The following is a 23,567-nucleotide window of genomic DNA, read 5'->3' on the forward strand; positions in this document are numbered from 1 at the left end:
ATATTTTCTAGTTATTTCTCTTAAAGAATATTTTCCAGATAAATAGTCTTTAACAGCGCTTTCCTTTAATTCTTGCGAATACCTATTCCATGTTTTTGATGCTTTTAACCCTTCTATTCCATAAGTATTAAACATATATCGCCAATCTTGAATGGTCCTGTTGTGGACTCCAAATTTTGAAAGAATCTCATTTCTAGTCATCAATCCATCATCGTATGATTTTAGAATTTCGTATTTCTCATCAGCTGAATAACTTTTTCTTTTGCACATAAATATACTCCCCTTAGATAAACAGATTTTATTTTTTAATCTGTCTACCTAATAGGGAGCATATCAATTCAAGGGGTGCTTTTATTGAAGTAGGAACCCGTATTAGCCTAAAAACGGGTTCTTAACTGTCTTAACTCATCTAAAGACATTTGATCTAACACTTGAGCTTTTTTAGCAAACTCCTGACGGGTAATTATATTTTTATCAATTAATAGCTCAATTACAGTAGCTATAGCCAAAGTATTTCTATAATCTATACTTTTTAAATCACTAATTTGACCCAATAAATCAACTTCATTTATTTTTTCCATCAAGATAACCCCCTTATAAACAGATTTACATTTAAATTATTGCCTATCCATTGGTTAGTTTATACATATAATTTACACATATAAAAAGAAAGTTTAAAATAAAGCCTCCCTATCTACAAATAGAAAGAAGGCTTTATTGCAACAAATACTACTGGGAAGCTATTTTGGGGGGATATTATTATAAAAATAACCTACCAATAGTTTTAAGATGTTTTCTTCATGGAAAAAATAATTTTTTATAGATTTTAAATAAAGTCCCAGCAATTTATATAGCTATATAATAAAATGCTGGGATTAGTATACTGAAAAACTTGCTTAATTTAACCTTCATGCTATAAATCTACGTAGCAGTTATAGTCACTGCTACCAGGATCTATACAAAATCCGGCATAAACAATTTTGGTAAAAATAAGAATAAGTCTGGTACAGCTATTCCTGCAAAAATAATTAATAATACTAAACCGATTAATGGAAGAATTGCAACAAAGGCTCTAGGTGCAGACAATTTTCCAATTTGAGCGGCAATCAAAAGACAAATACCGTAGGGAGGTGTTACCATACCTAAAGATAAGGTCAATACAACAATAATCCCTAAGTGTATATGATTTAAATTAGCAACTGCACCAAGTTGTTGAATAATTGGTAAGAAGATGATAATAGCCGTCAGAGGACTCAAAAATGTCCCGATCATAAGTAAAAAAGCAACTATCATCAAATATATACCAAAATAAGAAGAAGTGATTCCTAATATCCAACTTGCGATCATTTGAGGTGCATTTAAATAAGCAATTAACCATCCCATAATCCCAGCACTGGCAACGGCAAACATAGGTACAGCATAGCCAACTACTGCATCCTTTAAAACACCAGGTATATCTTGTACTTTAAAAGAACGATATACGATAAACATAAGAAACAAACCATATACAACCGCCACAGCAGCGGCCTCTGTAGCTGTGAAAATCCCAGCAGTAATACCTAATAAAATAATTAAAGGTAATAACAAAGGTGGAAAGGCTTTAACAAAGGCAGAACCCTTTTCCTTTAAGCTTACTTTAGGGTTAGAAGGATAACCTCTCTTTTTAGCCATATAATAAACATAACCCATTTGGGACAAACCTATTAAAAGACCAGGTACCACACCTGCTAAGAACAAAGCTCCTATGGAAACTTGACCCATTGCTCCATAGATAACCATCATAATACTTGGTGGAATAATTACCCCCAATGTAGATGAAGCTGCTGTAACCGCCACAGAAAAGTCTGTGTCATAACCATCCTTCTCCATTGCAGGTATCAGCATTGCCCCTATTCCAGCTGTATCAGCTGCTGCTGAACCAGATAAACCAGCAAAAAGCATACTTACCATTACATTAATATGACCTAAACCACCCTTTATGTGACCTACCATCATACTGGAAAACTGAACTAACCTTAAAGTTATTCCTCCATCATTCATCAACCTTCCCAATAGTAAAAAGAAGGGAACCGCTAATAAAGGAAAGGAATTCACACTAGCATACATATTATTTAATATTGTAGTGAAGGGTAGTCCAATATAAGCCATTGTAAGCATTGATGATAAAGTAAGAGAAAAAGAGATGGGAATTTTTATAAAGATCATAACAAAAAAGCTACTCATTAACAGAATTAATGGATTCATCTTTATTACCTCCCCCAACAATGTTTTTAAATTTGTTAATATCTTCAATTAACACTTCTGTTGTAAACAGTGCCATAGCTATTCCTGATAAAGGTATGGATACATAGAAATATGCCTGAGGCAGGGATAAAGCTGTAGAATATCTTAAAAGTCCTAATTTGGTAAAGGTATAACCGTTAACAACCATAATATAAATTACACCAAACATAGCTACGCTTCCAACAATATCTAATACAGCATTAATCTTTTTAAACTTCGGAGGAAAAATTTCAACAACATAATGACATCGTTTTCGCACAGCCACAGCGGAGCCTAAAAACACCGACCAGACAAAACAAAACAAAGCCACCTCTGAAGCCCAACGGACAGAAATTTTCAAATAATTCCTTGTAATAACCTCCATAAAAACAACAATAACAAAAATAGATAATAGGATAGCTCCTTTAAATAAAAATAACTTTTCTAATTTACTGTTGATTGCCTTCATAATACTACACCCCTTTTCCATATCGGCTGCTTCATATTTTTTAAAAAATTTCAATGGGATCACAACAGATATAAACCAATCTCCTGTGGATTTAAAAAAATATAAAAAAAGACTTCCTTCAACTGGTATCTACTAAAGGTATTCTTTCTTCTCTGTATTGTTAAACCCTCCCTTGTATAAGGAAAAGTGGGAGAATAAACAATCACACCCTCGAAGTAACCTGAGTTAATATTGAGGGGGAGCACCCCCCCTCTAAATTAAGTGGCATTTTTTAGAATTTTAGTTAACAAAGTTGAAGGAAATATATTTATATCTTCTTATTTTTTAAGGATTTAAGAAATTTGCTTTAGTCTTACTGTAGGTCTCTAATCATTTGTAAAATATCTGTAGCATCAATATCTTCAGCTAACTCATCATGTAAAGGTTGAACAATTTCCATAAAAGCTTGAGTATCTACTTTGTTAACCTCTACACCATATTTTTCTACAAAATCCACCAACAATTCTTTGTCAAATTGCTTACCTATTTCTGTACCCTTTAAGCTTGCTTCTATAGCAACTTCTTGGACAATCTTTTGATAGTCTTCTGGCAATTTGTCAAAGGTACTTTGGCTCATTGAAAAGTGGGAAAGCATGTATAAATGCTGTGTTTCACTATGGTATTTTGCTACTTCATATAATTTACTTCCATTATATCCACTGATAGTACTTTCAAAAGTACTAACAACACCTGTTTGAATAGCAGTATAAATTTCACTCCATGGTAATGAAGTAGGTATAGCTCCTAGAGCCTCCCATAATTTTGCCTCCATAGGAGAACCAGGAAGTCTCATTCTCATACCTTGTAGGTCTGCTGGAGTAGTGATTGGTCTAAGATTGTTAGATACGTTTCTAACACCACCGCCAGATAATCCTAATAGTTTTATACCTAAATTTTTCTCTTCATATAGCTCTGCAAAACGATTAAAAACAGGGCTTCCATGAGCTATTGTGTTTTCAAAGTGATCATCATCAGTGAATAAATAAGCAAGTCCAAAGGCTTGGTATTGAGGTATAAAGGAGGCAGCATTTTGTGCTCCACCAACAATAAAATCAATAGTGCCTGTACGCATTTCATCTATAGTAGTTTCATCACTACCTAACTGAGCACTAGGATAAACAGTTACCTTAACTTTTCCATCTGTTCTTTTTTCTAGCTCTTCTGCAAAATACTCAGCCATTTCAACCCAAGGATGAGGTGGGTTTACAACTGTAGCTAAACGAAGAGAATATTCCTTATCGGCAGCTTCTCCACCTGCAGCACCTGGCTTATCATTTGAACAAGCCGTTAAGAACGTAGTTAACAACATACAGACCATTAATAATACTGCTAAACCTTTAAAGCTTTTTTTCATTATATAGTCCCCCTTTTTTTTCACTTTACAACGATATTAACAATAAATTCTAAATGCTTTTATAAATCACCACCTTTCCAATAAACTTTGAATTTATATTAATTTAAAAAGAAAGACTATTTAGTAGCTGCTACTTCCTCTTCATAGCCTTCGTCAGCTACTACATTGGATCCAAAACGTTCGATAGCTAATCTAGCTGCATAGTAATTGATATCTGGAGTATCTGGATCTGCTACACATCCAGGTCCTAGCATAAAACCCTTTGTACCAGCTAGTTTTACTGCTTCTTGAACATGGGTATAGATGTCATCAACATTCCCTTTAAACAACACCTCATGTTCATTTAAACCTCCTAATAAACATTTATTAGTGATTTTTCTAGCCTCTGATAAAGAAGGAGAAACCCATCGATCATGCCAATTTACACAGTTAGCAGGATAGTTGGCTAACTTTTCGAACATAACATCGTCACCATGAATATGTACAATGTTAAAGTAAGTCTTGTCTTTATAGGCATCAAACAATTGAAGATCATACTTTACACCAAACTCATCATACTCTTCATCTGTCATCAATTCATAGGTAGCACATTGGGTAGCAAAGAAAAACCCACTTACCCCCGCTTTAATATTTTCATTAATAAAGTTAATAGTAGTATCAGTAATAACCTGTAGAGCTTTATGGAAAACCTCTGGTGCTGCCTTCATGTCTTCAAAAATCCTATCCCCAGCAAGTTTTCTAGCAGTAGTTAAAGGGCTAAATATGGTTTGAACAAAAGGAATTTCCTCACCACCCTTTTGAATCAACTTATTTACATGCTCAGCTAATTGTACTTGCTTTCCAAGGGTCCCATACCATCCTGGTAAAACCTCTAGGTTATTCCAATCGTCGATACAATTGATTCCAACTTCATCAACAATAGGTGGTTGATTATGAGTACCAAATATTTTTACCTTACAACCCCAATCCTGGACACTATAAAGTCCAAAAGGCATAAGCTTAATAAAGTCAAAATCATATTTTTCAGTAAAGTACATTTGTATGTCTGCTAAGGATTTTGGATCTTGATCCTTATGGGGATAATGAAGCCATATACTTACAGGCACCCTATCTACACTTTGACCATTTAAAGCAGCTAAAACTCTTTCTTTTTTTGTCATTTTTTTCATTTGAGTTCCTCCTTTAATTTAGTATAAATTTTACTGAGCCAACATAATTTCAATAATTTTATTATCTAAATCACCCATACCCTCCATACAAAACTTTCCTAAGTTTTTGATGGTGATATCCTCAGCATTTCCAACAATACCCTCTAGATCCCCTATAATAACATCATTTACTGCCAGTTGAGCTTGAATAGTTGCCTCAGAAGCAGCTGTAGCTAATTTAAAGGCACAACCTCCCTTTGCTCCATCACAAACCATTCCAGAGATAGAACCTACCATGTTTTTAATGGTACCAGCAATTTGTTGGTCAGTTGCCCCCATAATCCATGCTATAGCAACAGATGCACCTGTACCAGCAGCTACTCCACAACCACAAACCGGTGAAAGTTTTCCTGTATACTCTTTAATATAAGCTGTAACCAGATGGCTGAAGGCTAAAGCTCTAGCTAATTTTTCATCATCACAACCAAGCTCTCTACAAACAACGGTTGGAGGAACAATGGCAGTAATACCATGATTACCACTACCAGCACTACTCATAACAGGCATGTTAATTCCAGACATTCTAGCATCACATGCAGAGGCAGTTAAAGCACGGACTTTATTAACAATATCGTTACTATAAATGCCTTTTTGTACTAAATCATTAATTCCCGCACCTACGCCTAATCCTGATTTTTCTTTTAATCCAGTTTCAGCTATAGCCATGTTTAACGCTACACCTTCTAATAAGAAATCAATTTCTTCGAAAGCAACCTCTTCAATAAAGTTTCTAAGGTCTTTTATGGTTAATGTTTTTAATACACAAGTACCATTAACGGCAGCAACTGCCTCTTCACCAGTTTTTTCAAAAACAGTTTCGCCGTTTTTTTCAACCAAAACAATATTTGTATGGGTATCCTTAATGACACATTTAGCAGTTCCGTTATTGGTAAAAACCTCAACCTCAATATAAAAGTTTCCTTTTTGATTTTCTACACCAACAGTAATTTTGTTTTCTTCAACAATTTTGTCGGCAATGATAACATCTTCATCTTCAACATTTTTAAAAACCTCTAGACCAAAATCTGGATTACCACAAACAACTGCAAGGGCGGTGGCAAAAACCAAACCTGTTTTAGGGGTGCCAGGGATACCAACTCTTAAACCATTTTTAAAAATATTAGGGCTTAACTTTACAATGATGTTATCTAAATCTCCTGCTACTTCCCTATAGGCGGTAGATGCAGCCAAGGCTACTGCTACAGGCTCAGTACAACCTAAAGCAGGCTTTACTTGGGTTTTTAGAATTGACACTAACTTTGCATGTTCCATATCTAATCACTTCTTTCTTTATGGTATTTGATGTTGTGTCTAAACAACACAAACATCGATTAAACAGAATGGAAGCTATCGATAAAATATACTTGCAATTGTTATGCCAAAAACATCAAAATCCTAAAAAACAGGATAGAAGCCTATAATAGCAGGAAGGTTATAAGATAACAAGAACTACAAAAATCGACAACGAAATACGACACTACCTTGGGGGTTTTTTCAAAATTGAAAAAGCAAAACAATTTAAATGCTACATTGTGGTAAAATTTACAAGAAAAAAACCTCTTAACATCTAGAAAATCTAACATCTAATTAATATAATAAAAATTTCCACATATTAAAAAAATTTTCACAATTGAAAAGTATTTTTAACCCATGAAAAGAATATCTTGTCATGAAGTTTTTTAATGATATAATAAATATAGAAGGAATATGCTATGATTTCCTTTTTAAATTACAGTCAAATTATTCAATAACCCCACTATTATAGCATATTATTTTTACTATTATAGCACATGGCAAAAAAAATCATAGCATATGGTAAAAAATACAGGATAAAAAAATAGGATGCTCTATCGACAAATTATTTAAAATTTCAATAATATTCTTATAGGAGCATTGCTTTAAATGGAGGAGTTAAATTTAGTGGAAAGTTTTTAAATAAATTACAAATGAAAAATTTTAAAACGAAGGGACTTGATAAGCATGAACAGCTATGCATTTTTGGGAGAGATTATTTTAGTAAGCATTCTATTTATTTCTATCCTCACCCACAACAACATTATAGCTATTTCATCCTGTGCTTTACTACTGCTTAAAATACTAAAGCAAAACCAAGTGTTAACATTAATTGAAAAGCAAGGTATTAATTGGGGGGTTATTTTTTTAACGGCTGGATTTTTAGCACCCTTTGCTTTGGGAAGATATTCCCTGGAGGATATTAAATCAGTGTTACTAAGAACCGATGGAATTATTGGTATATTAGCAGGGGCTTCCGTTGCTATCTTAGGAGCTAAAGGAGTTTCTTTAGGAACCACCAATCCTTCGGCATTATTGGGAGTTATCGTAGGCACCTTTGTTGGAGTGACATTTTTCAAAGGAGTTCCCGTAGGACCTATGATTGGAACAGGAATAGCTTTAATTATGATTAATGCCCTTTCCTTCTTCTCTAATGTTAAATAACGGTTTTATTTACTTTACATTAACATAAATTTTGAAAATATGAACTTCAAAAAGGAGTTAATGCTATGTCTTATTTAAGGTTAGTTCAAGATAAAATACAGGATTTATCAGAGGCTGTTTCCTCTGCTCTAAATATAGAGGTTACAGTTGTTGATGAAAACCTAGTTCGAATTGCAGGGACTGGAGATTTTTATCATACCATTAATGAAAATAGTCCAGAGAACTCCTTATTTGCCGATGTCCTTATATCTGGGGAGCCAAGAATAAATATTATAAAAAAAGATAATGACATTTGTAAATCCTGTAAAAATTTTATTGGGTGTAACGAAAAAAGAAATATAACTTACCCAATTAAAGTAGAAAATAAAACCATTGGTGTAGTGAGCTTTGCTTCATTTAACCTGGAGCAGGATAAGCTAATGAATGAAAAAACCCAGCAATTTGTCGGTATGCTTAAACATATAGCAGAAATGATAGAGCAGGAAATTGTTAGCATTAAAGGAATTAACAAGTTAAAGGTGAGTTCTGCGGAAATAAATGAAATTATAAATTGCATAAATATGGGAATCATTATTATTGATTCTAACCAGCATATTACCCAAATCAATAAAAAAGCCATTAATCTATTAGAAATTAATTTTTCTGATAAAAGAGTGATAGACAAAAACATTGTAAAAATTATTCAAAACTTTTTTATAGACAATACCAAAAACAAAGAATTAATAACTACTTGGAAGGTAAATGAAAAAAATATAAAAGTATCCTATAATTATGATGATATTTTGTTAGATAAAAACACAAAGGCTAAGGTGATTAGCTTTAGTAGACTACAGAATACTACCGGTATAGATTTAGATGATGACAATACCAATAAAATTACATTTCAACATATTGTAGGAAGAAGCCCCAGTTTACTAGAGGCTGTCAATAAAGCAAAAATAGCGGCCCAATCAGAATCCACTATTTTAATTCAAGGGCCTAGTGGGACGGGTAAAGAACTCTTTGCCAGATCAATTCATAATGAAAGTGCCCGGAGAAATAAGCCCTTCATTGCCGTCAATTGTTCTAGTATTCCTGAAAATCTTATAGAATCAGAACTCTTTGGCTATGAAAAAGGTTCATTTACTGGGGCTAATACTAAAGGCAAGTTAGGGAAGTTTGAATTAGCCAATAACGGCACGTTGTTTTTAGATGAAATTGGAGATTTGCCTTTGCATCTACAACCCAAATTATTGAGGGTGCTTCAAGAGAAAAAAATAGATAGAATTGGTGGGGCACAACCGGTTGATATAAATGTTAGAATTATATCAGCTACCCATAAAAATTTAGAGGACTTAATAAAATATAAAAATTTTAGAATTGATTTATTTTATAGGTTAAATGTTATTCCCTTAAACCTTCCTCCTTTAAATGAAAGGGGATCTGATATATTATTGTGTGCCGAGTATATTTTAAAGAAACTTTGTAACAATATGAATAAAGAGCCAAAAGTTCTTGCCAAGGATGTGCAAGAAAAATTTATGACCTACGACTGGCCTGGAAACCTAAGGGAATTAGAAAATGTTTTAGAATATGCCGTTAACTATTCCTACCACGAAACTATTACCAGCAATGATTTGCCCGACTACTTTTTAAAAGGAGCCTTATGTGAACCTATCAATATAGAAACTTTATCTGAAAAGGGATTAGAGGATCTTACCATAGAATTTGAAAAGAACATTATAAAAAAATATATTGACATATATGGTAATACAACTGAAGGTAAAAAAAAGGCAGCAAAAAAATTAAAAATAGGTCTTACTACACTATATAGAAAACTGAATGATTACAATTTAAACCGTGTGGGGGAAAAGTGATAATTTTAATAAATAAAAAACCCATTGATACTAATAAAAAAGTATGATAAACTAATTTCAAAATATTAATAAAAATCAAGGACGAGGAAGAGAATTAGTAGACAGGTAGCTTTTTAAGAGAGTCGGTGGTGGGTGAAAACCGATAAGGTCAACTGTTGAATCCATCTTGGAGTCATATGCTGAACTACAGTAGGCATCATCGGTCTGCAACCGTTAAAATGCGTGAGAGGGGATTTCCTACAGGAGATCAACTAGGGTGGCAACGCGGAATACAGGCTTCCGTCCCTTTATTGGGATGGAGGCTTTTTGATTGGAATTTTTAAAATTTAGAATATTATATTTATATATTTTACAAAGGAGGCAGAAAGCATGTTAGATATTAAAAGAATTAGAATGGATCTTGACAATATAAAATCTGCTATGGCAAGAAGAGGAGAAAAGGAGTTTGATTTAGATCAGGTAGTGGCTTTAGATGAAAGAAGAAGAGAAATTCTACAGCAGGTTGAACAAATGAAAAACCAACAAAAACTAGTGTCTAAGGAAATACCAAAACTAAAAAAAGAAGGTAAGGACACCACAGAAATTATGAATGAAATGAAGGAATTATCTAATTCTATTAAGGACTTGGATAATGAAGTAAAGGAAGTAGAGGAAAAAATTGAATATCTACTTCTAAGAATCCCTAATGTTCCCCATCCTGATGTTCCTCAAGGGGAAACCGACGATGATAATGTAGAGGTGAGGAAATGGGGAGAGCCAAAGGCATTTGACTTTGACATTAAAGCCCACTGGGATATAGGCACAGATTTAGGAATACTGGACTTTGAAACAGCTTCTAAAATCACCGGTTCTAGATTCAGCTTATATAAAGGACTGGGAGCAAGATTAGAAAGAGCATTAATTAACTTTATGCTGGACTTACATATAGCAGACCATGGTTATACAGAAACAATGCCTCCCTTTATGGTAAACAGAGATAGCTTGACGGGAACAGGACAATTACCTAAATTTGAAGAGGATGTATTCAAAATCCCTCAAAAAGATTATTTCTTAATTCCTACAGCTGAGGTTCCTGTTACCAATATCCATAGGGATGAGATTATAAATGAAGAAAGTCTACCTATTTATTATGCAGCCTATACCCCTTGCTTCCGCTCAGAGGCAGGTTCGGCTGGCAGGGATACTAGAGGTCTTATCCGACAGCATCAATTCAACAAAGTAGAGTTGGTGAAGTTTACGAGGCCAGATACTTCCTATGAGGAATTAGAGAAACTAACTAATAACGCAGAGAAGGTGCTGCAAATTTTAGGACTACCCTATAGGGTAGTAAAGATTTGTACTGGAGACTTAGGCTTTACAGCTGCTTTTAAATATGATATTGAAGTATGGATGCCTAGCTATAATCGCTATGTTGAGATCTCCTCCTGTAGTAACTTTGAGGATTTCCAAGCTAGAAGAGCCAACATTCGCTACAGAGATAAGGAAACAAAAAAGGTAGAGTATCTGCATACCTTAAACGGATCAGGGTTAGCAGTTGGCAGGGCCCTAGCCGCCATTTTAGAAAACTTCCAACAGGAGGATGGAAGAGTTCTTGTTCCCGAAGCATTACAGGGATATATGGGGAATATAAAAGAAATAGAAAACAAATAGAAAAGCAACAAATTTTTTTAACAGTGGAAAATGAAGGGGGATTTCCCCCTTTGAACCATTGATTTTTATAGAAATTTGTGTTACGCTATTTTTGTAAAATTAGTTTCATGCACCTGTAGCTCAGCAGGACAGAGCAACGGTTTCCTAAACCGCAGGTCGGAGGTTCGAGTCCTCTCAGGTGCACCATATAAAATGAGACTTAATTCATAGGGAGTTTTGCTAAAAAAGATTTTTCTTGTTTTGGATGAAACTAAAGGATAACCTTGGTTTCAATGGGAAATATATACCTTGACAGAAGGAACTGATTTTCCTATAATGTAATACGGTAGTAGGATACTACAATAAAGTTTGGAGGCACTACCAAGTTGGATGAGTATTATATGAAGCTAGCCCTCGAGGAAGCTAAAAAAGCTTATGACAAAGGGGAAGTACCTATTGGAGCCATTGTTGTAAGAAGAGGAGAAATTATTGGCAGAGGACACAATTTAAGGGAAGAACTAAGGGATGCCACTGCCCATGCTGAAATTATAGCCATCCAAAGGGCTTGTGAAAAAGCTGGTGGTTGGAGGTTGACAGATACGGTGCTATATGTTACAATAGAACCCTGTCCAATGTGTAGTGGAGCTATTTTACAAAGCAGAATTGAAAGAGTTGTTATAGGTGCTATGGATTCAAAGAGCGGAGCCTGTGGATCGGTAGTAAATTTACTAAGCAACAAAGGCTTCAATCATCAGACAGAGATTACAACAGGTGTCTTGGAAGAAGAAGCTTCTACTATTATGAAGGAATTCTTTAAAAGTCTAAGAAACAGTAGAACTAAAGGGTAAGCAAAGATGGAGAGGTGTCCGAGTTGGCTAAGGGGCACGCCTGGAAAGCGTGTAAGGCCGAAAGGCCCCGCGGGTTCGAGTCCCGCTCTCTCCGCCATTAAAAAGTTTATAGGTTTGCTGTGCTAGACGGGGAGGTAGCGGTGTCCTGTAACCTGCAATCCGCTATAGCAGGGTTGAAGTCCTCTTGGAGGCGTATTGGTTGTAGGGCTGGCTTAAGTAAGTGACGATGATAGTTGGGTCCTACGCAATGAAAAGTCATGAACCCCGCCAGGTCCGGAAGGAAGCAACGGTAAGTGATCCCTTTCGTGTGCCGTAGGGCAACCTAGCTAGAGTTAACTGCTTAGGTAACGCCTATGATGGTATGTCGAAGAGAGGTGCACAGCTTTAATTTAAATACACAAAACACGAGAAAACTCTCGTGTTTTTTTATACCTTTATAAGAAAAATCAATTTATTGACTATAGCAAATAGAAAAAATAATATAGTATATTGGGTACAATAGATTGAAGAAGGGTACGCCTATTGATATACTTAAAATAAAAGAATACTTATCTATTGGAGGAATGCAAATGTATAAAGAAGTAGATGCTAGAGGGTTAAACTGTCCCTTGCCTGTTATTCATACGAAAAAGGCTTTAGAAGCCATCGATACAGGAAAGGTTACTACTATCGTAGACAATGAGGTTGCCAAAGAAAACGTATCAAAGTTGGCAAAAAGCTTGGCTTGCAAGGTGGCTATCCAAGAAAATCAAGGGGCCTATTATATAGACATCTTTAAAGACCATAGCATAGGAGATATTCCAGCTATGGACATTCAATGTGACATAACCCCTAAAAAAGATTTAGTTATTTTAATTTCTAAGGACCGTCTAGGAGAAGGCTCTGAAGAGCTAGGGAAGGTGCTGATGAAGGGATATATTTATACCCTTACGGAGGTAACCCCCTTACCTAAAGCTCTATTGTTTGTAAATGGAGGAGTGAACCTAGTGGTGGAAGGCTCAGAAGTAATAGAACATTTAAGGAATTTAGAGACTAATGGTGTAGAGATAATATCCTGTGGCACCTGCCTAGATTATTTTAAGATAAAAAACAAGCTAATGGTGGGGGGGATAGGAAACATGTACAATATCGTTGAAAACCTCAACAACGCAAAAAACACCATTAAGCTTTAGTAGGAGGATAATATGAAGACCCGAGAAATTTATGTCATTACCTTCGAATCAACCCATTATGCAATAGCAGCAGAAAAGCTATTGAAGGAGAAAAATTATCAATTTGATACGATACCTACCCCTAGGGAAATAACCGCCAGCTGCGGTTTATCGATTATGTTTAACCAAGATCTACTAGGGTATATAAAAAAAGCTATTATAGAAAGCAATATTAAAATAAAAGGCATTTATGAAATTAAAAAAAATGATAATAAAAAATTAGTAAAACAAATTTATTAAGGAGAATTACAGATGTTTGAATTTATAAAACATATTGAAGAAGCTTTTAGAGAAACCTTTGAATTCCTAACAAACCCACAGCAAATGACGAGGCTTCTAGGGATGATCCTCAATATAATACTTATTTTAGTGATTGCTAAAATAAGCATTAAGATTATCCACTCTATCGTCAATAAAATTTTTCATTCTCAGAAAACCCTAAAAATCAAAGTAGATGAAGCTAGAATGGAAACCCTTAAGGGCTTAATAAAGAGCGTTGTAAAGTATATTATCTACTTTATTGCTTTTACCTCTATTATCAAATCCTTTGGAGTAGAAGTAGGGGCCTTGATAGCAACTGCAGGAATCGGGGGTCTGGCCTTTGGTTTTGGGGCCCAAAACCTAGTTCGGGATGTAATCACAGGATTCTTTATTTTGTTTGAAGATCAGTTTTCTGTAGGGGACTATGTAGAGGTGGATGGCATCGGTGGAATTATTGAAGAAATGGCTCTAAGGGTTACGAAAATAAGGGATTTCAATGGAGACCTCCATATTATTCCTAATGGAGAGATCAAAAAGGTAACCAATAAAAGTCATGGTAAAATGAGGGCTTTGATAAACATATCCATTGCCTATGAGGAAGATATAGATAATGCTATTAAGGTATTGAACGAAGCCAGTGAAGATTTAAAAAGAGAAACCCCTTCCATTCTAGAGGGGCCCACTGTATTAGGGGTAACAGATTTAGGAGATTCAGAGGTTGTTATATCGGTGATGGCTAAAACCGTACCTATGGAGCAATGGGCAGTGGAGAGATTGATGCGAAAAACCTTTAAACAAGCCTTCGATAAACAGGGTATAGAAATTCCTTATCCAAGAAGGGTTGTTATTAACAAAGAGGAATAAAGTTAATAGGAAAGGCAGGTGTGTGATAAATGCCTATGGATTTAAAGGTAGGAGATGTAGTGGAATTAAAAAAACAGCACCCTTGTGGAAATCATCTCTTCGAAATTATCAGGACAGGAGCTGATTTTAGAATAAAGTGTACCGGCTGTGAAAAACAGTTATGGATATCCCGTCCTAATCTAGAGAGAAGAGTAAAAAAGGTGATAAGCAAAGAACAATAAAAAAACAAAAGGTTTTCAAAAGCACCCTCAAAGATGTTATAATAAATTTAAAATAACATATGGGGGTGCTTTTTATGACGATGAAATTTGCTGAACGGATGGAAAGTCTTAAAGCCTCAGAGATTAGAGAGTTATTAAAGCTAACAGAAAGACCAGAAGTTATTTCCTTTGCAGGTGGGCTTCCGGCCCCTGAATTGTTTCCTGTGGAGGAAATGAAAAAAATAACAGGATTAGTATTAGAAGAAAGCGGTATGCAGGTGCTCCAGTACAGCACGACAGAAGGCTTTGCCCCACTAAGAGAAAAAATTGCTCAAAGGATGGAAGCGGTAGGGGTACAAGCAACGGGGGAGGACATTCTAATTACCAGTGGTTCCCAACAGGGTTTAGACTTTACTGGAAAAATCTTTTTAGACAAGGGAGATATAGTAGTTTGTGAAAGCCCAAGTTATTTAGGGGCCATCAATGCTTTTAAAGCCTACTTACCTGAATTTGTAGAGGTTTCAACTGATGATTACGGGATGGACATGGAGGAATTAGAAAAGGTTCTGTCTACAAGAAAAAATGTAAAGTTTATTTATGTTATCCCTGATTTTCAAAATCCTACAGGAAAAACATGGTCTATAGAAAGACGTCAAAAACTAATAGAGCTAGCCAATAAATACAATATACCAGTGGTTGAAGACAATCCCTATGGAGAATTAAGGTTTGAAGGAGAGAGACCTCCAGCTGTTAAATCCTTTGATACAGAAGGAAGGGTAGTGTTTTTAGGTACTTTTTCAAAAACTTTTTGTCCCGGCCTAAGAATTGGCTGGACCTTAGCTGACAAGGAGTTACTACAAAAGTATATTTTTGTAAAGCAAGGATCAGACCTACAAACCAATACAATGGCCCAAAGAGAGATTGATAAATTTTTAGAGCTATATGATTTAGATGCACATGTGGAAAAAATAAAAGCGGTTTACAAAAGACGACGAGATATTATGTTGGAGGGAATAAAACAATATTTCCCACAAGGCTTAAAATATACATATCCTGAAGGCGGACTATTTACATGGGTAGAGCTTCCAGAATATATGGATGCTAGAGAAGTACTACAAAAAGCACTGGAATTAAATGTAGCCTTTGTACCAGGAGGTTCCTTCTTCCCTAACGGAGGCAAAGAAAATACCTTCAGGCTTAATTATTCTAATATGTCAGAAGAAAAAATACAAATAGGTATTGAAAGACTAGGTAAGGTCTTAAGAGAAATGCTGACTGAGAAAACGGTATAAAAAAATCGCGAGTGGTATAAAAAACCACTCGCTTCTATTGTAAGGGGGAGATTGGGATGAATAAAATGTTGTGTTGTGGGGGCTATCTAGTTATAGGATTACCCATAACAAAAGAATATATACAATAAATTTAAAAAAATAATAAAATTAATTTGTACTGGGTTTTGAAAAGCTTTTACTACTTATAATGAATAGAATTTACTATTGAGAGAAAAAATATTTGCAAAAAACATATCCAAGTGATATAATATCGTAATGTGAGAAAATCATTTCTCTACCCTGTAAAAACAGGGTCGCTCAAGTCCAGAGGGAGGTGAAATTATGAATAAGTATGAATTGCTTTGTATTTTTGAAGCAACTACAGAAGAAGAAAAAAGAAATCAGCTTTTAGATAAGTTCAAAGGTATCATTGAGGTTGATGGTGAAGTAGAAAATGTTGATGAGTGGGGATTAAGAAAATTAGCTTATGAAATCAACAAGGAAAAAGAAGGATACTATGTATTGGTTAACTTCACTACAAATCCTGATACACCAAAAGAGCTTGACAGAAATCTAAAAATTGCTGATGAAGTCATTCGTCATATGATTACTAGAATAGAAGAATAATTAATAAACAGGTGGTGGAATTATGAATAGTGTAGTGTTAATTGGACGACTTGCAAGAGACCCAGAACTGCGTTTTACTGCAAGCGGAAAAGCTGTTGCCACCTTTAGTATTGCAGTTAATAGACCCTTTTCAAAAACAAATGAAGCAGACTTTTTTAACATTGTAGTATGGGGAAAGACTGCTGAAAATTGCGCAAATTATTTAGCCAAGGGTAGATTGGTAGCTATCGAAGGTAGATTACAATCTAGATCCTATGAAACCCAAACTGGGGAAAAAAGATATATTACAGAAGTAGTAGCAAATCAAGTAGAGTTTTTGGAATGGGGTAACAAAGAAAACAAAGCGAATACCAACATGCCTAATAAAGTTGAAGACTTTGGAAATGCTGATATAGATTTAGATGATTTTCAAGCCATGGACGAAGAAGATGGTGTTCCATTCTAAAGAGAAGGAGGGAGCAGAATGGTAAATAATAGACGAAAACGTAAAACTAAAAAGAAAGTTTGTGCTTTCTGTGCTGATAAAAACAATCGTATAAATTATAAAGAAATTCAAAGATTGAAAAAGTACATTACAGAAAGAGGTAAAATCTTACCTAGAAGAATTTCTGGAAACTGTTCAATTCATCAAAGAGATTTAACAATTGCTATTAAAAGAGCAAGACATATGGCATTACTACCATATACAGTAGACTAAATAACAATTAGGAAGCAGATAGAATCCTGCTTCCTTTTTAATTTCCTTATTTACATTAAAACAATAAAATCAAATTCCTTTTCCTATTAATATATTTTTAGGCTCCATAATATATATAACCTATAGACGAAGGCCTCTAGCAAACAATACCTAGCTTCTCTTTAAAAAGAATAGGTGCTTTTTATTGCTTATTTAAAGGCTGTGTTAAAGATAGATGTTGCTATTGTATAAATAAAGTCATGACAAGATGCTGAGGGATTGTCCCTCTGAGGATAGGGAAGAGTCTTAGATCCTTCGGTGCCCTCACAATGACACAACCTCCAGAATTCATACAATGCTAAAATCAACAGTAGCGTTTAACAGAGCCTATTTAAATGAAAATAAGTTTTAAAGCTATAGAGGAGAGTTTTTTAGAAGCATTAAAAACTATAATAGGGGGATAAGGAATGATCCAGAAAAAAACAATATTTGTTTTAATGATAATGTTGCTGATAATAGCTGTAAAAGCTTCTGCTATAGAGGACTATAACCATAGCTATCAAAAGGTAAAGGCTATTGTTATTGAGGAAGAAACCATAAAAGATACAGAAATGAAAGTACAGATTATTAAGGCCAAAATAATAAAGGGTTTCTTCAAAGATAAAGTTGTTGAATTTAACCATCCATTAATTGAAGGATCTAGATATAATATTCCCCTAAGTGAAAATATGAAGATTTTTTTAAGTATTCAAGTTGAGGGGAAGGAATTGGTGGGGGTGGGATTTATTGATGTCATTAGAGATTTCCATCTTAAGTTGTTATTTTTACTGTTTTTTATTTTGTTAATTATATTTGGAGGCTTTAAAGGATTTCGGTCGTTTATTGCTTTATTAATAACAGCTTTATGTATTGGTTATATCTTTATTCCCCTAATAATAAAGGGTCACAACTTTATTTTAACCACCGTTATTGTAAGTACTATTATTGTTATGAGTAGCTTTATCCTTATTAGTGGTTTTACTCGAAAAAGCTTGACGGCTATTTTGGGAACAATAGGAGGAACCATGACATCGGCTATTTTAGCAATATACTTTGGCAACAAAATCTATCTTACGGGAATCTCCGATGAAATGTTGGAGCTATTGGTGGCGTATTCCAGCTATACCATAGATTATAGAGGACTTTTATATAGTGGAATTATTATTGGGGCTCTGGGAGCAGTAATGGACGTTAGTATGACCATTACCTCAGTTGTTTGCGAAATAAAAAGTAAAACCCCCAAAATAAGAATAAGAACCTTGTTTTTTTCAGGACTATCGGTGGGAAGAGATATTATGGCCACCATGACAAATACACTAATACTTGCTTACGTGGGAACATCTTTACCCCTTCTATTAATCTTTATATTTAGTGACATGCCCTTGATGGACATTGTCAATTCTCAGTACATAGCTTCAGAAATAATAAGATCCTTATGTGGTAGTATTGGCTTAATCCTTACAATACCTATTACTTCGGTGGTAGCAGCAATTAATAACTAATTGACAAAGGAATTCAAAGAAAATGATAGAATAGTTTTATAGTAGGTTGGGATAATTATAGTAAATAACTTAACAAACAAAGGAGATGGATTTATGAGTTATGTTATGGTGGGAGATAAGATAGTCAATAGCGAAGACATCTTAAAAGAAATTATAAAAGAATTTCACTTTAAAGAAGTAAAGGATTTAACAAAGGGATCTAGAAGAGAAGACACCCTAGTATTTCAAATTATTCAACAAGAGGAAGTCTTAAAACAGGAACTGGATTTGGAACTATCGGGAGAAGCTTTGTCCAAAGAAGAGGTTATAGAAGAAATGATGACCTTAGCCGATGAAAATATAACCTTTATAGAGGATGTTATTCCAGAAGGGTTTATCTCCTATGGCTACTCCTATCACTATGATGAGGGTTTGGGAGAAATAAAATCTATTTTTGTAGCAACAGATGAAGCAATTAGCGAAATGCGATTAAAAGATATCGTCAATAGAATATTAAACTCCATTGATTAAACCTCAAAATCCTCTTTTGAGGATTTTTTATATACAAAAAATTCTAAATTATTTTAATAAAATGATAATTAAAGTTTGAAATATTTAAAAAATTTTGATTTAATAGTAGTAAGACCAAAAACTATTACTTTGAAAGGGGAGAAGATTTTATGGGTACACCAATGTTAAAAATTAATTTGAGGGAAGCTACAGGGAAAAACAAGGTAGCCAAGGATAGAAGAGAGGGGAATATTCCAGGAACCTTATACAGTAAAGGTAAGGATACAAAATCCGTTTACTTAAAGGAAAAAGAAATGGAAAAAATTTTATCCCTCCAGGGGATTAGTGGCAAGGTAGGTTTAAGTTTAGAAGGAGAAAAGACCTATGCTATTATAAAGGAAATCCAAAGAGGTAATTTAAAGCAGGATTTATTGCATGTGGACTTTCAAACATTAGATGAAAACCAAAAAATCAAACTAACAGTTCCTATTCATATTTTGAACAAAGAAAAAGTAGAAACCTCCTATGAAATACTACAAGTACAGCTAAATGAAGTAGAAATTCAAACCTATCCAAGATATCTTCCAGAGAAGATAGAGGTGGATGCAGTTAAGTTAAAGGAACAAGATTACTTAACCTTAGCAGATCTAAATATTGTAGAAGATGAAAATATAGAGATATTAAATGATATGAATAGCATTATAGCAAATATTGTTTATGCCAATAAAGCAGAAGAACCCACTGAAGAAAGGGAAGAACTATAATATAAAAAGCAAAAGCGTCCTATTGGGCGCTTTTGTTTGTATTAAAATAGATGTTTTTGGAGATAATGGAATTTAAACAAAGAAAAACGAGGAGGAGTTTGATTTGATAAATTCCATTGAGAGTAATATTAGAAATGATAGAGGTACCAATGCCAATCACCGCTTAAGGGATGAGGGGTTTATTCCAGCAGTTATTTATGGAAAAAATATGAATACATTACCTATAGAAGTTGACAAGAGAGAGGTGGAGAACTTAATAAGATATGGTGGTGAAAATTCTCTTATAGAAATCAATATAGGTGGACAGCTTCAGACTGCTTACATAAAAGAAGTACAAAGAAGTCCAGTAACAAGACAAATCATGCATTTAGATTTTCAAAAGGTAAATGCAGATGAAAAAATCTATTTATCAATACCAGTAGTTTTGAAAGGTAGAGGTTTTGTAGAAAAAGGAGGCGCCGTAGTACAACAGCAAATAAGAGAATTGGAAATAGAATGTTCAGCAGCAAATATTCCTAAAAAAATTGAATTTGATATCTCTCATTTTAAGCCAGGAGATCTTTTAAAGGTGGCGGATATGGAATTTGGCCAAGAGTTTGCTGTGCTGGATGAATTACAATCAGTTATTGCATCAGTAGCAATGGCAGAAAAAGTTATTGATGATGAAGGAGAAGTTCCTTTAGAGGAGAAAATAGAGCCTAATGATAGAAAATAGCCGATAAGAAAGTTAGAAAAAAATCTAGGAAAAAAGAAGGATTTTCATAAAAGAAATAGAAAAATAATAACAATAAATAAATCATTAGGAGAGAAGTGATTGCCTTGGCTGCAAATAAAATTATTGATATAAACGAATATATAGCTAAAAAAAGCACAGACAAAGCAAAAAATAATTCTTTATATAAAAAAATTAGAACTGATTATGTGGAAGAAGAAGAAAGACAAAAAACCTTAAATCTATTTATGCGGGTTTTAGCAACAATGGAAAAAGAATCTTATAAGCAAATGACAGAAAAGTAGAGGCGGCCATAAGCAGACAATCAAAGGTTTGATTTATAGCTTTTGTGCCGGTGGCTTATAGAGGATGAAAAAACAAAATTCTTCTTAAATTGCCGATAATTAAGAAGAATTTTATCTTATCATAGCACATAGAAAATTATGTGCTTTTTTAAATTGAAAATAATATATGATTTTTGTAATGTCTTTCACCCCAACTTAAAAGAGTTACACACTCTTATAGTAAATCAGGTCAGTATAGGTTTCCTCTTTATAATGTTCATAGCGGGTGCCTGCCAAGACATAATTTTGTTTTTTTCTAAAAGACAAGGATGCGAAATTTGGTATTGGGCTAATAATAGTTTCGGCAAAAATATTATGAATGCCCTTTGATGTAATATCGTTTATTAGCGTTACATAAAGTCTACTCCCAATTCCATGTCCAGTTAGAGGAGCAAAAATAGCTGTCTTATCTATCACAACAAAGTTTTCTATATTAGCTTTATCAAAATTAGGATGCCAAAAAACCTCTTCTATCCAATTTGGATTATATTTTAACCATTGTTCTTTTGTATAAGCCATCAAAAAACCCACTATTTTATTGTTAAAAGACTCTGCTACATAAAAGTGATCCAATTCCAGTATGTTTTCTAGCAACTTTGTCTTATAAAATTTAGGATCTGATGCATAGTCATCTACTAAAAAACCTTGAGTAGAATCTTTTTTATTTTTTCCTACAGTACAAGCAATATGATAAATTTCTTGCACATCTTTAGGGGAAGCCTTTCTAACCTTCAAATTTGTTTTGAAGGTCTTTGGTTCAATCACCAAAGGATCTTTTTCGATCACATTCATTCCAACCATTAATTTGCCCATAGAGAAACCTCCTTTTATTTGTTTTGAAAATATAGACTATGTTAAATATCACTGTTGATTTTCAGCTAAATAATGATAATAAGACCTGCTGGAGGTTTTGTCATCCTGAAGGTAGTGGAGGATGACAGCAATTACAAAAAACAGAAGTTTTATAAAATATCAACAGTTACCTTTAACAGAGCCAAAATATAAAAAATAGATGTTTTCATAAGATATAAGTAAGATAAGAGAATTAGACTAGAGAATAGGTAAATTACAAAAAATACCATATAAAAATTTCAAAAAAACAAAGCGCAAAATCCCAACTAAAAACACACTATTAGATGAGTTTATAGCTTTTGAGCTATGAGTTGAAATAACAATTAAAAGTTCACTGCCAATTTAAAAATCAAGAAAACAAGTAATAGTAAAAGTTCATTTGATTAAATAGGTAAGTTTGACAGATGTTAATGACTAAAGGGAGTTGAGTTCAACAAGAGAACCAACTAAGACTGTATATTTATTAACTAAAACTAATAAATATACAAACGCACACATCCATTTAACGAAGAGATAAAGCATTTGCTATATTATATTAAATTAATGCTTAAAAGTCAATAGTTTTAACGATAAAACTGAAAATTTCATAAATTATATTTATGAAAAACTAGTTAAATCAACAAGTAAGCCTTAATTATTGGTTTAAATTACTACAAAAAAACTACTGCAAAAAATGTATAAATAGGTGGGCTATATAAGTAGAAGATAAAATGATTGTTAAATATGAATAAAGTTGGAGAAATTGGTGAATCTATATTTATATTATGAAAAAGTTGTCCTTTGAAAGATTTATGAAGGGGACTACACCCTATATTAAGGGACTGGCAGAAAATTAATGATTTTGAAAATCTCCTTATTTTGAAACCAACAATAGAAACTATAACCTCTGACAATTATCTAGAGGTTATAACCTTCTGCTGATTATAAAGAAACAGAAAGGATATGATCATATGTACGGAGATTTTGATTCTCCTATTATTAAAAACTTTAAAGCTCTGTACGATGAAGGATACAGGTGTATATTATATGAAGTAGATAAACAAGACAATCTTTTTACAGTTCATTTAAAAAATTTTCAAAATGAAAATACTAAATTATTCAAATGCAACTCAGAAGAGGGAGCAGTATTACAAAATTATATAGACAGACTTTCTTAATTAAACTAAGGAAAACCTAATCGATATATGGATAAAATTTCTTAAAAAAAACCTGTTGACATGAAAGCAATAAGCTGGTATAGTAGTACAAGTCGCCCCAAGATGAGGGGTGACGGGAGATAAGTTAACACTTGGGAAAAGAAGAGATTAAGAAAAACTTTAAAAAAGTGTTGACATAACATCTTGAATATGATATAGTAGTAAAGGTCGTCACTAAGAGGCGGCGATAAAAAATGCAAAATGCAAAATGTAGAATGAAGAAGGTCTAAGACCTTAAAAAGAAAATAGAATTAGTTTTTAATTTTACATTTTAAGTTTTGAATTTATTAAGAAGGTCCTTGAAAATTAAACAGTATAGATATTAAGCCAGCAAAATACATCCATCAAAAAGATGGAACCCAGAAATTTTTTATTAAGAGTTTGATCCTGGCTCAGGATGAACGCTGGCGGCGTGCCTAACACATGCAAGTCGAGCG

The 23,567-nt window shown here is 33.8% G+C and carries 25 protein-coding genes, 2 tRNA genes, 1 rRNA gene, 1 other RNA gene and 1 other annotated feature; of the genes, 21 read left to right on the plus strand and 8 right to left on the minus strand.

Annotation, left to right across the window (positions count from 1 at the left end):
- The 7 genes from BLS22_RS14325 to BLS22_RS14360 form a co-directional block, all read right to left on the minus strand.
- Positions 1 to 270 (minus strand): helix-turn-helix domain-containing protein (locus BLS22_RS14325; protein WP_143011299.1); only part of this gene is annotated, 270 nt, incomplete at its 3' end.
- 107 nt (positions 271 to 377) lie between these two features.
- Positions 378 to 581 carry a hypothetical protein gene (locus tag BLS22_RS14330; RefSeq protein ID WP_090554976.1) on the minus strand — a complete coding sequence of 68 codons (204 nt, stop codon included), beginning with the start codon at positions 579 to 581 and terminating at the stop codon, positions 378 to 380.
- Between the two features lie 373 nt (positions 582 to 954).
- Positions 955 to 2,244, minus strand: coding sequence for a TRAP transporter large permease (locus BLS22_RS14335; RefSeq protein ID WP_176762203.1), 1,290 nt, complete (start codon positions 2,242 to 2,244; stop codon positions 955 to 957).
- Positions 2,216 to 2,731, minus strand: coding sequence for a TRAP transporter small permease (locus BLS22_RS14340; protein WP_176762204.1), 516 nt, complete (start codon positions 2,729 to 2,731; stop codon positions 2,216 to 2,218). The genes BLS22_RS14335 and BLS22_RS14340 overlap by 29 nt, the downstream gene beginning before the upstream one ends.
- 352 nt (positions 2,732 to 3,083) lie before the next feature.
- Complete coding sequence (locus BLS22_RS14350; protein WP_090554981.1) at positions 3,084 to 4,124, minus strand: TRAP transporter substrate-binding protein; 1,041 nt, start codon at positions 4,122 to 4,124, stop codon at positions 3,084 to 3,086.
- A 116-nt stretch (positions 4,125 to 4,240) separates the two neighbouring features.
- Positions 4,241 to 5,293: a uroporphyrinogen decarboxylase family protein gene (locus BLS22_RS14355; protein ID WP_244269568.1), complete on the minus strand. Its 1,053-nt coding sequence runs from the start codon at positions 5,291 to 5,293 to the stop codon at positions 4,241 to 4,243.
- A 30-nt stretch (positions 5,294 to 5,323) separates the two neighbouring features.
- Positions 5,324 to 6,604: an L-cysteine desulfidase family protein gene (locus BLS22_RS14360; RefSeq protein WP_090554983.1), complete on the minus strand. Its 1,281-nt coding sequence runs from the start codon at positions 6,602 to 6,604 to the stop codon at positions 5,324 to 5,326.
- 708 nt (positions 6,605 to 7,312) lie between these two features.
- Between BLS22_RS14360 and BLS22_RS14365 the strand changes: the two genes are divergently transcribed.
- From BLS22_RS14365 to BLS22_RS14460, 20 genes are all read left to right on the plus strand, one after another.
- Positions 7,313 to 7,789, plus strand: coding sequence for a DUF441 domain-containing protein (locus BLS22_RS14365; protein WP_090554986.1), 477 nt, complete (start codon positions 7,313 to 7,315; stop codon positions 7,787 to 7,789).
- A 65-nt stretch (positions 7,790 to 7,854) separates the two neighbouring features.
- Positions 7,855 to 9,645 carry a sigma-54 interaction domain-containing protein gene (locus tag BLS22_RS14370; RefSeq protein WP_090554988.1) on the plus strand — a complete coding sequence of 597 codons (1,791 nt, stop codon included), beginning with the start codon at positions 7,855 to 7,857 and terminating at the stop codon, positions 9,643 to 9,645.
- A 75-nt stretch (positions 9,646 to 9,720) separates the two neighbouring features.
- Positions 9,721 to 9,935: a binding site (T-box leader), on the plus strand.
- A gap of 79 nt (positions 9,936 to 10,014) precedes the next feature.
- On the plus strand, positions 10,015 to 11,295 hold the full coding sequence (serS, locus tag BLS22_RS14375; protein ID WP_090554989.1) for a serine--tRNA ligase: 1,281 nt from the start codon (positions 10,015 to 10,017) through the stop codon (positions 11,293 to 11,295).
- Between the two features lie 109 nt (positions 11,296 to 11,404).
- Positions 11,405 to 11,481 (plus strand) — tRNA-Arg (locus BLS22_RS14380).
- Positions 11,482 to 11,675: 194 nt separating this feature from the next.
- Positions 11,676 to 12,122, plus strand: coding sequence for a tRNA adenosine(34) deaminase TadA (gene tadA, locus BLS22_RS14385; RefSeq protein WP_408633697.1), 447 nt, complete (start codon positions 11,676 to 11,678; stop codon positions 12,120 to 12,122).
- 8 nt (positions 12,123 to 12,130) lie between these two features.
- Positions 12,131 to 12,219 (plus strand) — tRNA-Ser (locus BLS22_RS14390).
- Between the two features lie 20 nt (positions 12,220 to 12,239).
- An RNA gene (gene ffs, locus BLS22_RS14395) (signal recognition particle sRNA large type) lies at positions 12,240 to 12,504 on the plus strand.
- A gap of 187 nt (positions 12,505 to 12,691) precedes the next feature.
- Positions 12,692 to 13,294 (plus strand): sulfurtransferase-like selenium metabolism protein YedF, encoded by a 603-nt coding sequence (gene yedF, locus BLS22_RS14400; RefSeq protein ID WP_090554993.1) that lies wholly within the window; start codon positions 12,692 to 12,694, stop codon positions 13,292 to 13,294.
- A 12-nt stretch (positions 13,295 to 13,306) separates the two neighbouring features.
- The gene (locus tag BLS22_RS14405) at positions 13,307 to 13,573 is read left to right on the plus strand and encodes a putative Se/S carrier protein (protein WP_090554995.1); all 267 of its coding nucleotides are present in this window, start codon (positions 13,307 to 13,309) and stop codon (positions 13,571 to 13,573) included.
- A gap of 12 nt (positions 13,574 to 13,585) precedes the next feature.
- The gene (locus BLS22_RS14410; RefSeq protein ID WP_244269569.1) at positions 13,586 to 14,458 is read left to right on the plus strand and encodes a mechanosensitive ion channel family protein; all 873 of its coding nucleotides are present in this window, start codon (positions 13,586 to 13,588) and stop codon (positions 14,456 to 14,458) included.
- Between the two features lie 29 nt (positions 14,459 to 14,487).
- Positions 14,488 to 14,679, plus strand: coding sequence for a DUF951 domain-containing protein (locus BLS22_RS14415; protein WP_176762205.1), 192 nt, complete (start codon positions 14,488 to 14,490; stop codon positions 14,677 to 14,679).
- 74 nt (positions 14,680 to 14,753) lie between these two features.
- Complete coding sequence (locus BLS22_RS14420; protein WP_090554996.1) at positions 14,754 to 15,950, plus strand: aminotransferase-like domain-containing protein; 1,197 nt, start codon at positions 14,754 to 14,756, stop codon at positions 15,948 to 15,950.
- 321 nt (positions 15,951 to 16,271) lie between these two features.
- The gene (rpsF, locus tag BLS22_RS14425) at positions 16,272 to 16,556 is read left to right on the plus strand and encodes a 30S ribosomal protein S6 (RefSeq protein ID WP_090554998.1); all 285 of its coding nucleotides are present in this window, start codon (positions 16,272 to 16,274) and stop codon (positions 16,554 to 16,556) included.
- 22 nt (positions 16,557 to 16,578) lie between these two features.
- Positions 16,579 to 17,001: a single-stranded DNA-binding protein gene (locus BLS22_RS14430; RefSeq protein WP_090555000.1), complete on the plus strand. Its 423-nt coding sequence runs from the start codon at positions 16,579 to 16,581 to the stop codon at positions 16,999 to 17,001.
- Between the two features lie 18 nt (positions 17,002 to 17,019).
- Positions 17,020 to 17,253 (plus strand): 30S ribosomal protein S18, encoded by a 234-nt coding sequence (rpsR, locus tag BLS22_RS14435; protein WP_090555002.1) that lies wholly within the window; start codon positions 17,020 to 17,022, stop codon positions 17,251 to 17,253.
- A gap of 446 nt (positions 17,254 to 17,699) precedes the next feature.
- Positions 17,700 to 18,773, plus strand: a complete 1,074-nt coding sequence (locus BLS22_RS14440; protein ID WP_090555004.1) for a YibE/F family protein — start codon at positions 17,700 to 17,702, stop codon at positions 18,771 to 18,773.
- Positions 18,774 to 18,866: 93 nt separating this feature from the next.
- Positions 18,867 to 19,283 carry a hypothetical protein gene (locus tag BLS22_RS14445; RefSeq protein ID WP_090555006.1) on the plus strand — a complete coding sequence of 139 codons (417 nt, stop codon included), beginning with the start codon at positions 18,867 to 18,869 and terminating at the stop codon, positions 19,281 to 19,283.
- 149 nt (positions 19,284 to 19,432) lie between these two features.
- A complete protein-coding gene (locus tag BLS22_RS14450) occupies positions 19,433 to 20,026 on the plus strand; it encodes a 50S ribosomal protein L25 (protein WP_090555008.1) in 594 nt (197 codons plus the stop codon).
- Positions 20,027 to 20,129: 103 nt separating this feature from the next.
- Positions 20,130 to 20,741, plus strand: coding sequence for a 50S ribosomal protein L25 (locus tag BLS22_RS14455; RefSeq protein WP_090555010.1), 612 nt, complete (start codon positions 20,130 to 20,132; stop codon positions 20,739 to 20,741).
- 104 nt (positions 20,742 to 20,845) lie between these two features.
- Positions 20,846 to 21,043, plus strand: coding sequence for a hypothetical protein (locus BLS22_RS14460; protein WP_143011301.1), 198 nt, complete (start codon positions 20,846 to 20,848; stop codon positions 21,041 to 21,043).
- Positions 21,044 to 21,247: 204 nt separating this feature from the next.
- Here the strand turns inward: BLS22_RS14460 and BLS22_RS14465 are convergent, their stop codons facing one another.
- Positions 21,248 to 21,895 carry a GNAT family N-acetyltransferase gene (locus tag BLS22_RS14465; protein ID WP_090555014.1) on the minus strand — a complete coding sequence of 216 codons (648 nt, stop codon included), beginning with the start codon at positions 21,893 to 21,895 and terminating at the stop codon, positions 21,248 to 21,250.
- 1,604 nt (positions 21,896 to 23,499) lie between these two features.
- Between BLS22_RS14465 and BLS22_RS14475 the strand changes: the two genes are divergently transcribed.
- Positions 23,500 to 23,567 (plus strand): 16S ribosomal RNA (locus BLS22_RS14475); the annotation flags it as partial.

The organism is Natronincola ferrireducens (genome assembly GCF_900100845.1).
Lineage (GTDB): Bacteria > Bacillota > Clostridia > Peptostreptococcales > Natronincolaceae > Natronincola_B > Natronincola_B ferrireducens.

Bases quoted from the DNA above. Each gene is read 5' to 3' on its own strand.
- BLS22_RS14330 (WP_090554976.1), bottom strand. From the start codon at position 581: ATGGAAAAAATAAATGAAGTTGATTTATTGGGTCAAATTAGTGATTTA.
- BLS22_RS14335 (WP_176762203.1), bottom strand. From the start codon at position 2,244: ATGAATCCATTAATTCTGTTAATGAGTAGCTTTTTTGTTATGATCTTT.
- BLS22_RS14340 (WP_176762204.1), bottom strand. From the start codon at position 2,731: ATGAAGGCAATCAACAGTAAATTAGAAAAGTTATTTTTATTTAAAGGA.
- BLS22_RS14350 (WP_090554981.1), bottom strand. From the start codon at position 4,124: ATGAAAAAAAGCTTTAAAGGTTTAGCAGTATTATTAATGGTCTGTATG.
- BLS22_RS14355 (WP_244269568.1), bottom strand. From the start codon at position 5,293: ATGAAAAAAATGACAAAAAAAGAAAGAGTTTTAGCTGCTTTAAATGGT.
- BLS22_RS14360 (WP_090554983.1), bottom strand. From the start codon at position 6,604: ATGGAACATGCAAAGTTAGTGTCAATTCTAAAAACCCAAGTAAAGCCT.
- BLS22_RS14365 (WP_090554986.1), top strand. From the start codon at position 7,313: ATGAACAGCTATGCATTTTTGGGAGAGATTATTTTAGTAAGCATTCTA.
- BLS22_RS14370 (WP_090554988.1), top strand. From the start codon at position 7,855: ATGTCTTATTTAAGGTTAGTTCAAGATAAAATACAGGATTTATCAGAG.
- serS (WP_090554989.1), top strand. From the start codon at position 10,015: ATGTTAGATATTAAAAGAATTAGAATGGATCTTGACAATATAAAATCT.
- tadA (WP_408633697.1), top strand. From the start codon at position 11,676: ATGAAGCTAGCCCTCGAGGAAGCTAAAAAAGCTTATGACAAAGGGGAA.
- yedF (WP_090554993.1), top strand. From the start codon at position 12,692: ATGTATAAAGAAGTAGATGCTAGAGGGTTAAACTGTCCCTTGCCTGTT.
- BLS22_RS14405 (WP_090554995.1), top strand. From the start codon at position 13,307: ATGAAGACCCGAGAAATTTATGTCATTACCTTCGAATCAACCCATTAT.
- BLS22_RS14410 (WP_244269569.1), top strand. From the start codon at position 13,586: ATGTTTGAATTTATAAAACATATTGAAGAAGCTTTTAGAGAAACCTTT.
- BLS22_RS14415 (WP_176762205.1), top strand. From the start codon at position 14,488: ATGCCTATGGATTTAAAGGTAGGAGATGTAGTGGAATTAAAAAAACAG.
- BLS22_RS14420 (WP_090554996.1), top strand. From the start codon at position 14,754: ATGACGATGAAATTTGCTGAACGGATGGAAAGTCTTAAAGCCTCAGAG.
- rpsF (WP_090554998.1), top strand. From the start codon at position 16,272: ATGAATAAGTATGAATTGCTTTGTATTTTTGAAGCAACTACAGAAGAA.
- BLS22_RS14430 (WP_090555000.1), top strand. From the start codon at position 16,579: ATGAATAGTGTAGTGTTAATTGGACGACTTGCAAGAGACCCAGAACTG.
- rpsR (WP_090555002.1), top strand. From the start codon at position 17,020: ATGGTAAATAATAGACGAAAACGTAAAACTAAAAAGAAAGTTTGTGCT.
- BLS22_RS14440 (WP_090555004.1), top strand. From the start codon at position 17,700: ATGATCCAGAAAAAAACAATATTTGTTTTAATGATAATGTTGCTGATA.
- BLS22_RS14445 (WP_090555006.1), top strand. From the start codon at position 18,867: ATGAGTTATGTTATGGTGGGAGATAAGATAGTCAATAGCGAAGACATC.
- BLS22_RS14450 (WP_090555008.1), top strand. From the start codon at position 19,433: ATGGGTACACCAATGTTAAAAATTAATTTGAGGGAAGCTACAGGGAAA.
- BLS22_RS14465 (WP_090555014.1), bottom strand. From the start codon at position 21,895: ATGGGCAAATTAATGGTTGGAATGAATGTGATCGAAAAAGATCCTTTG.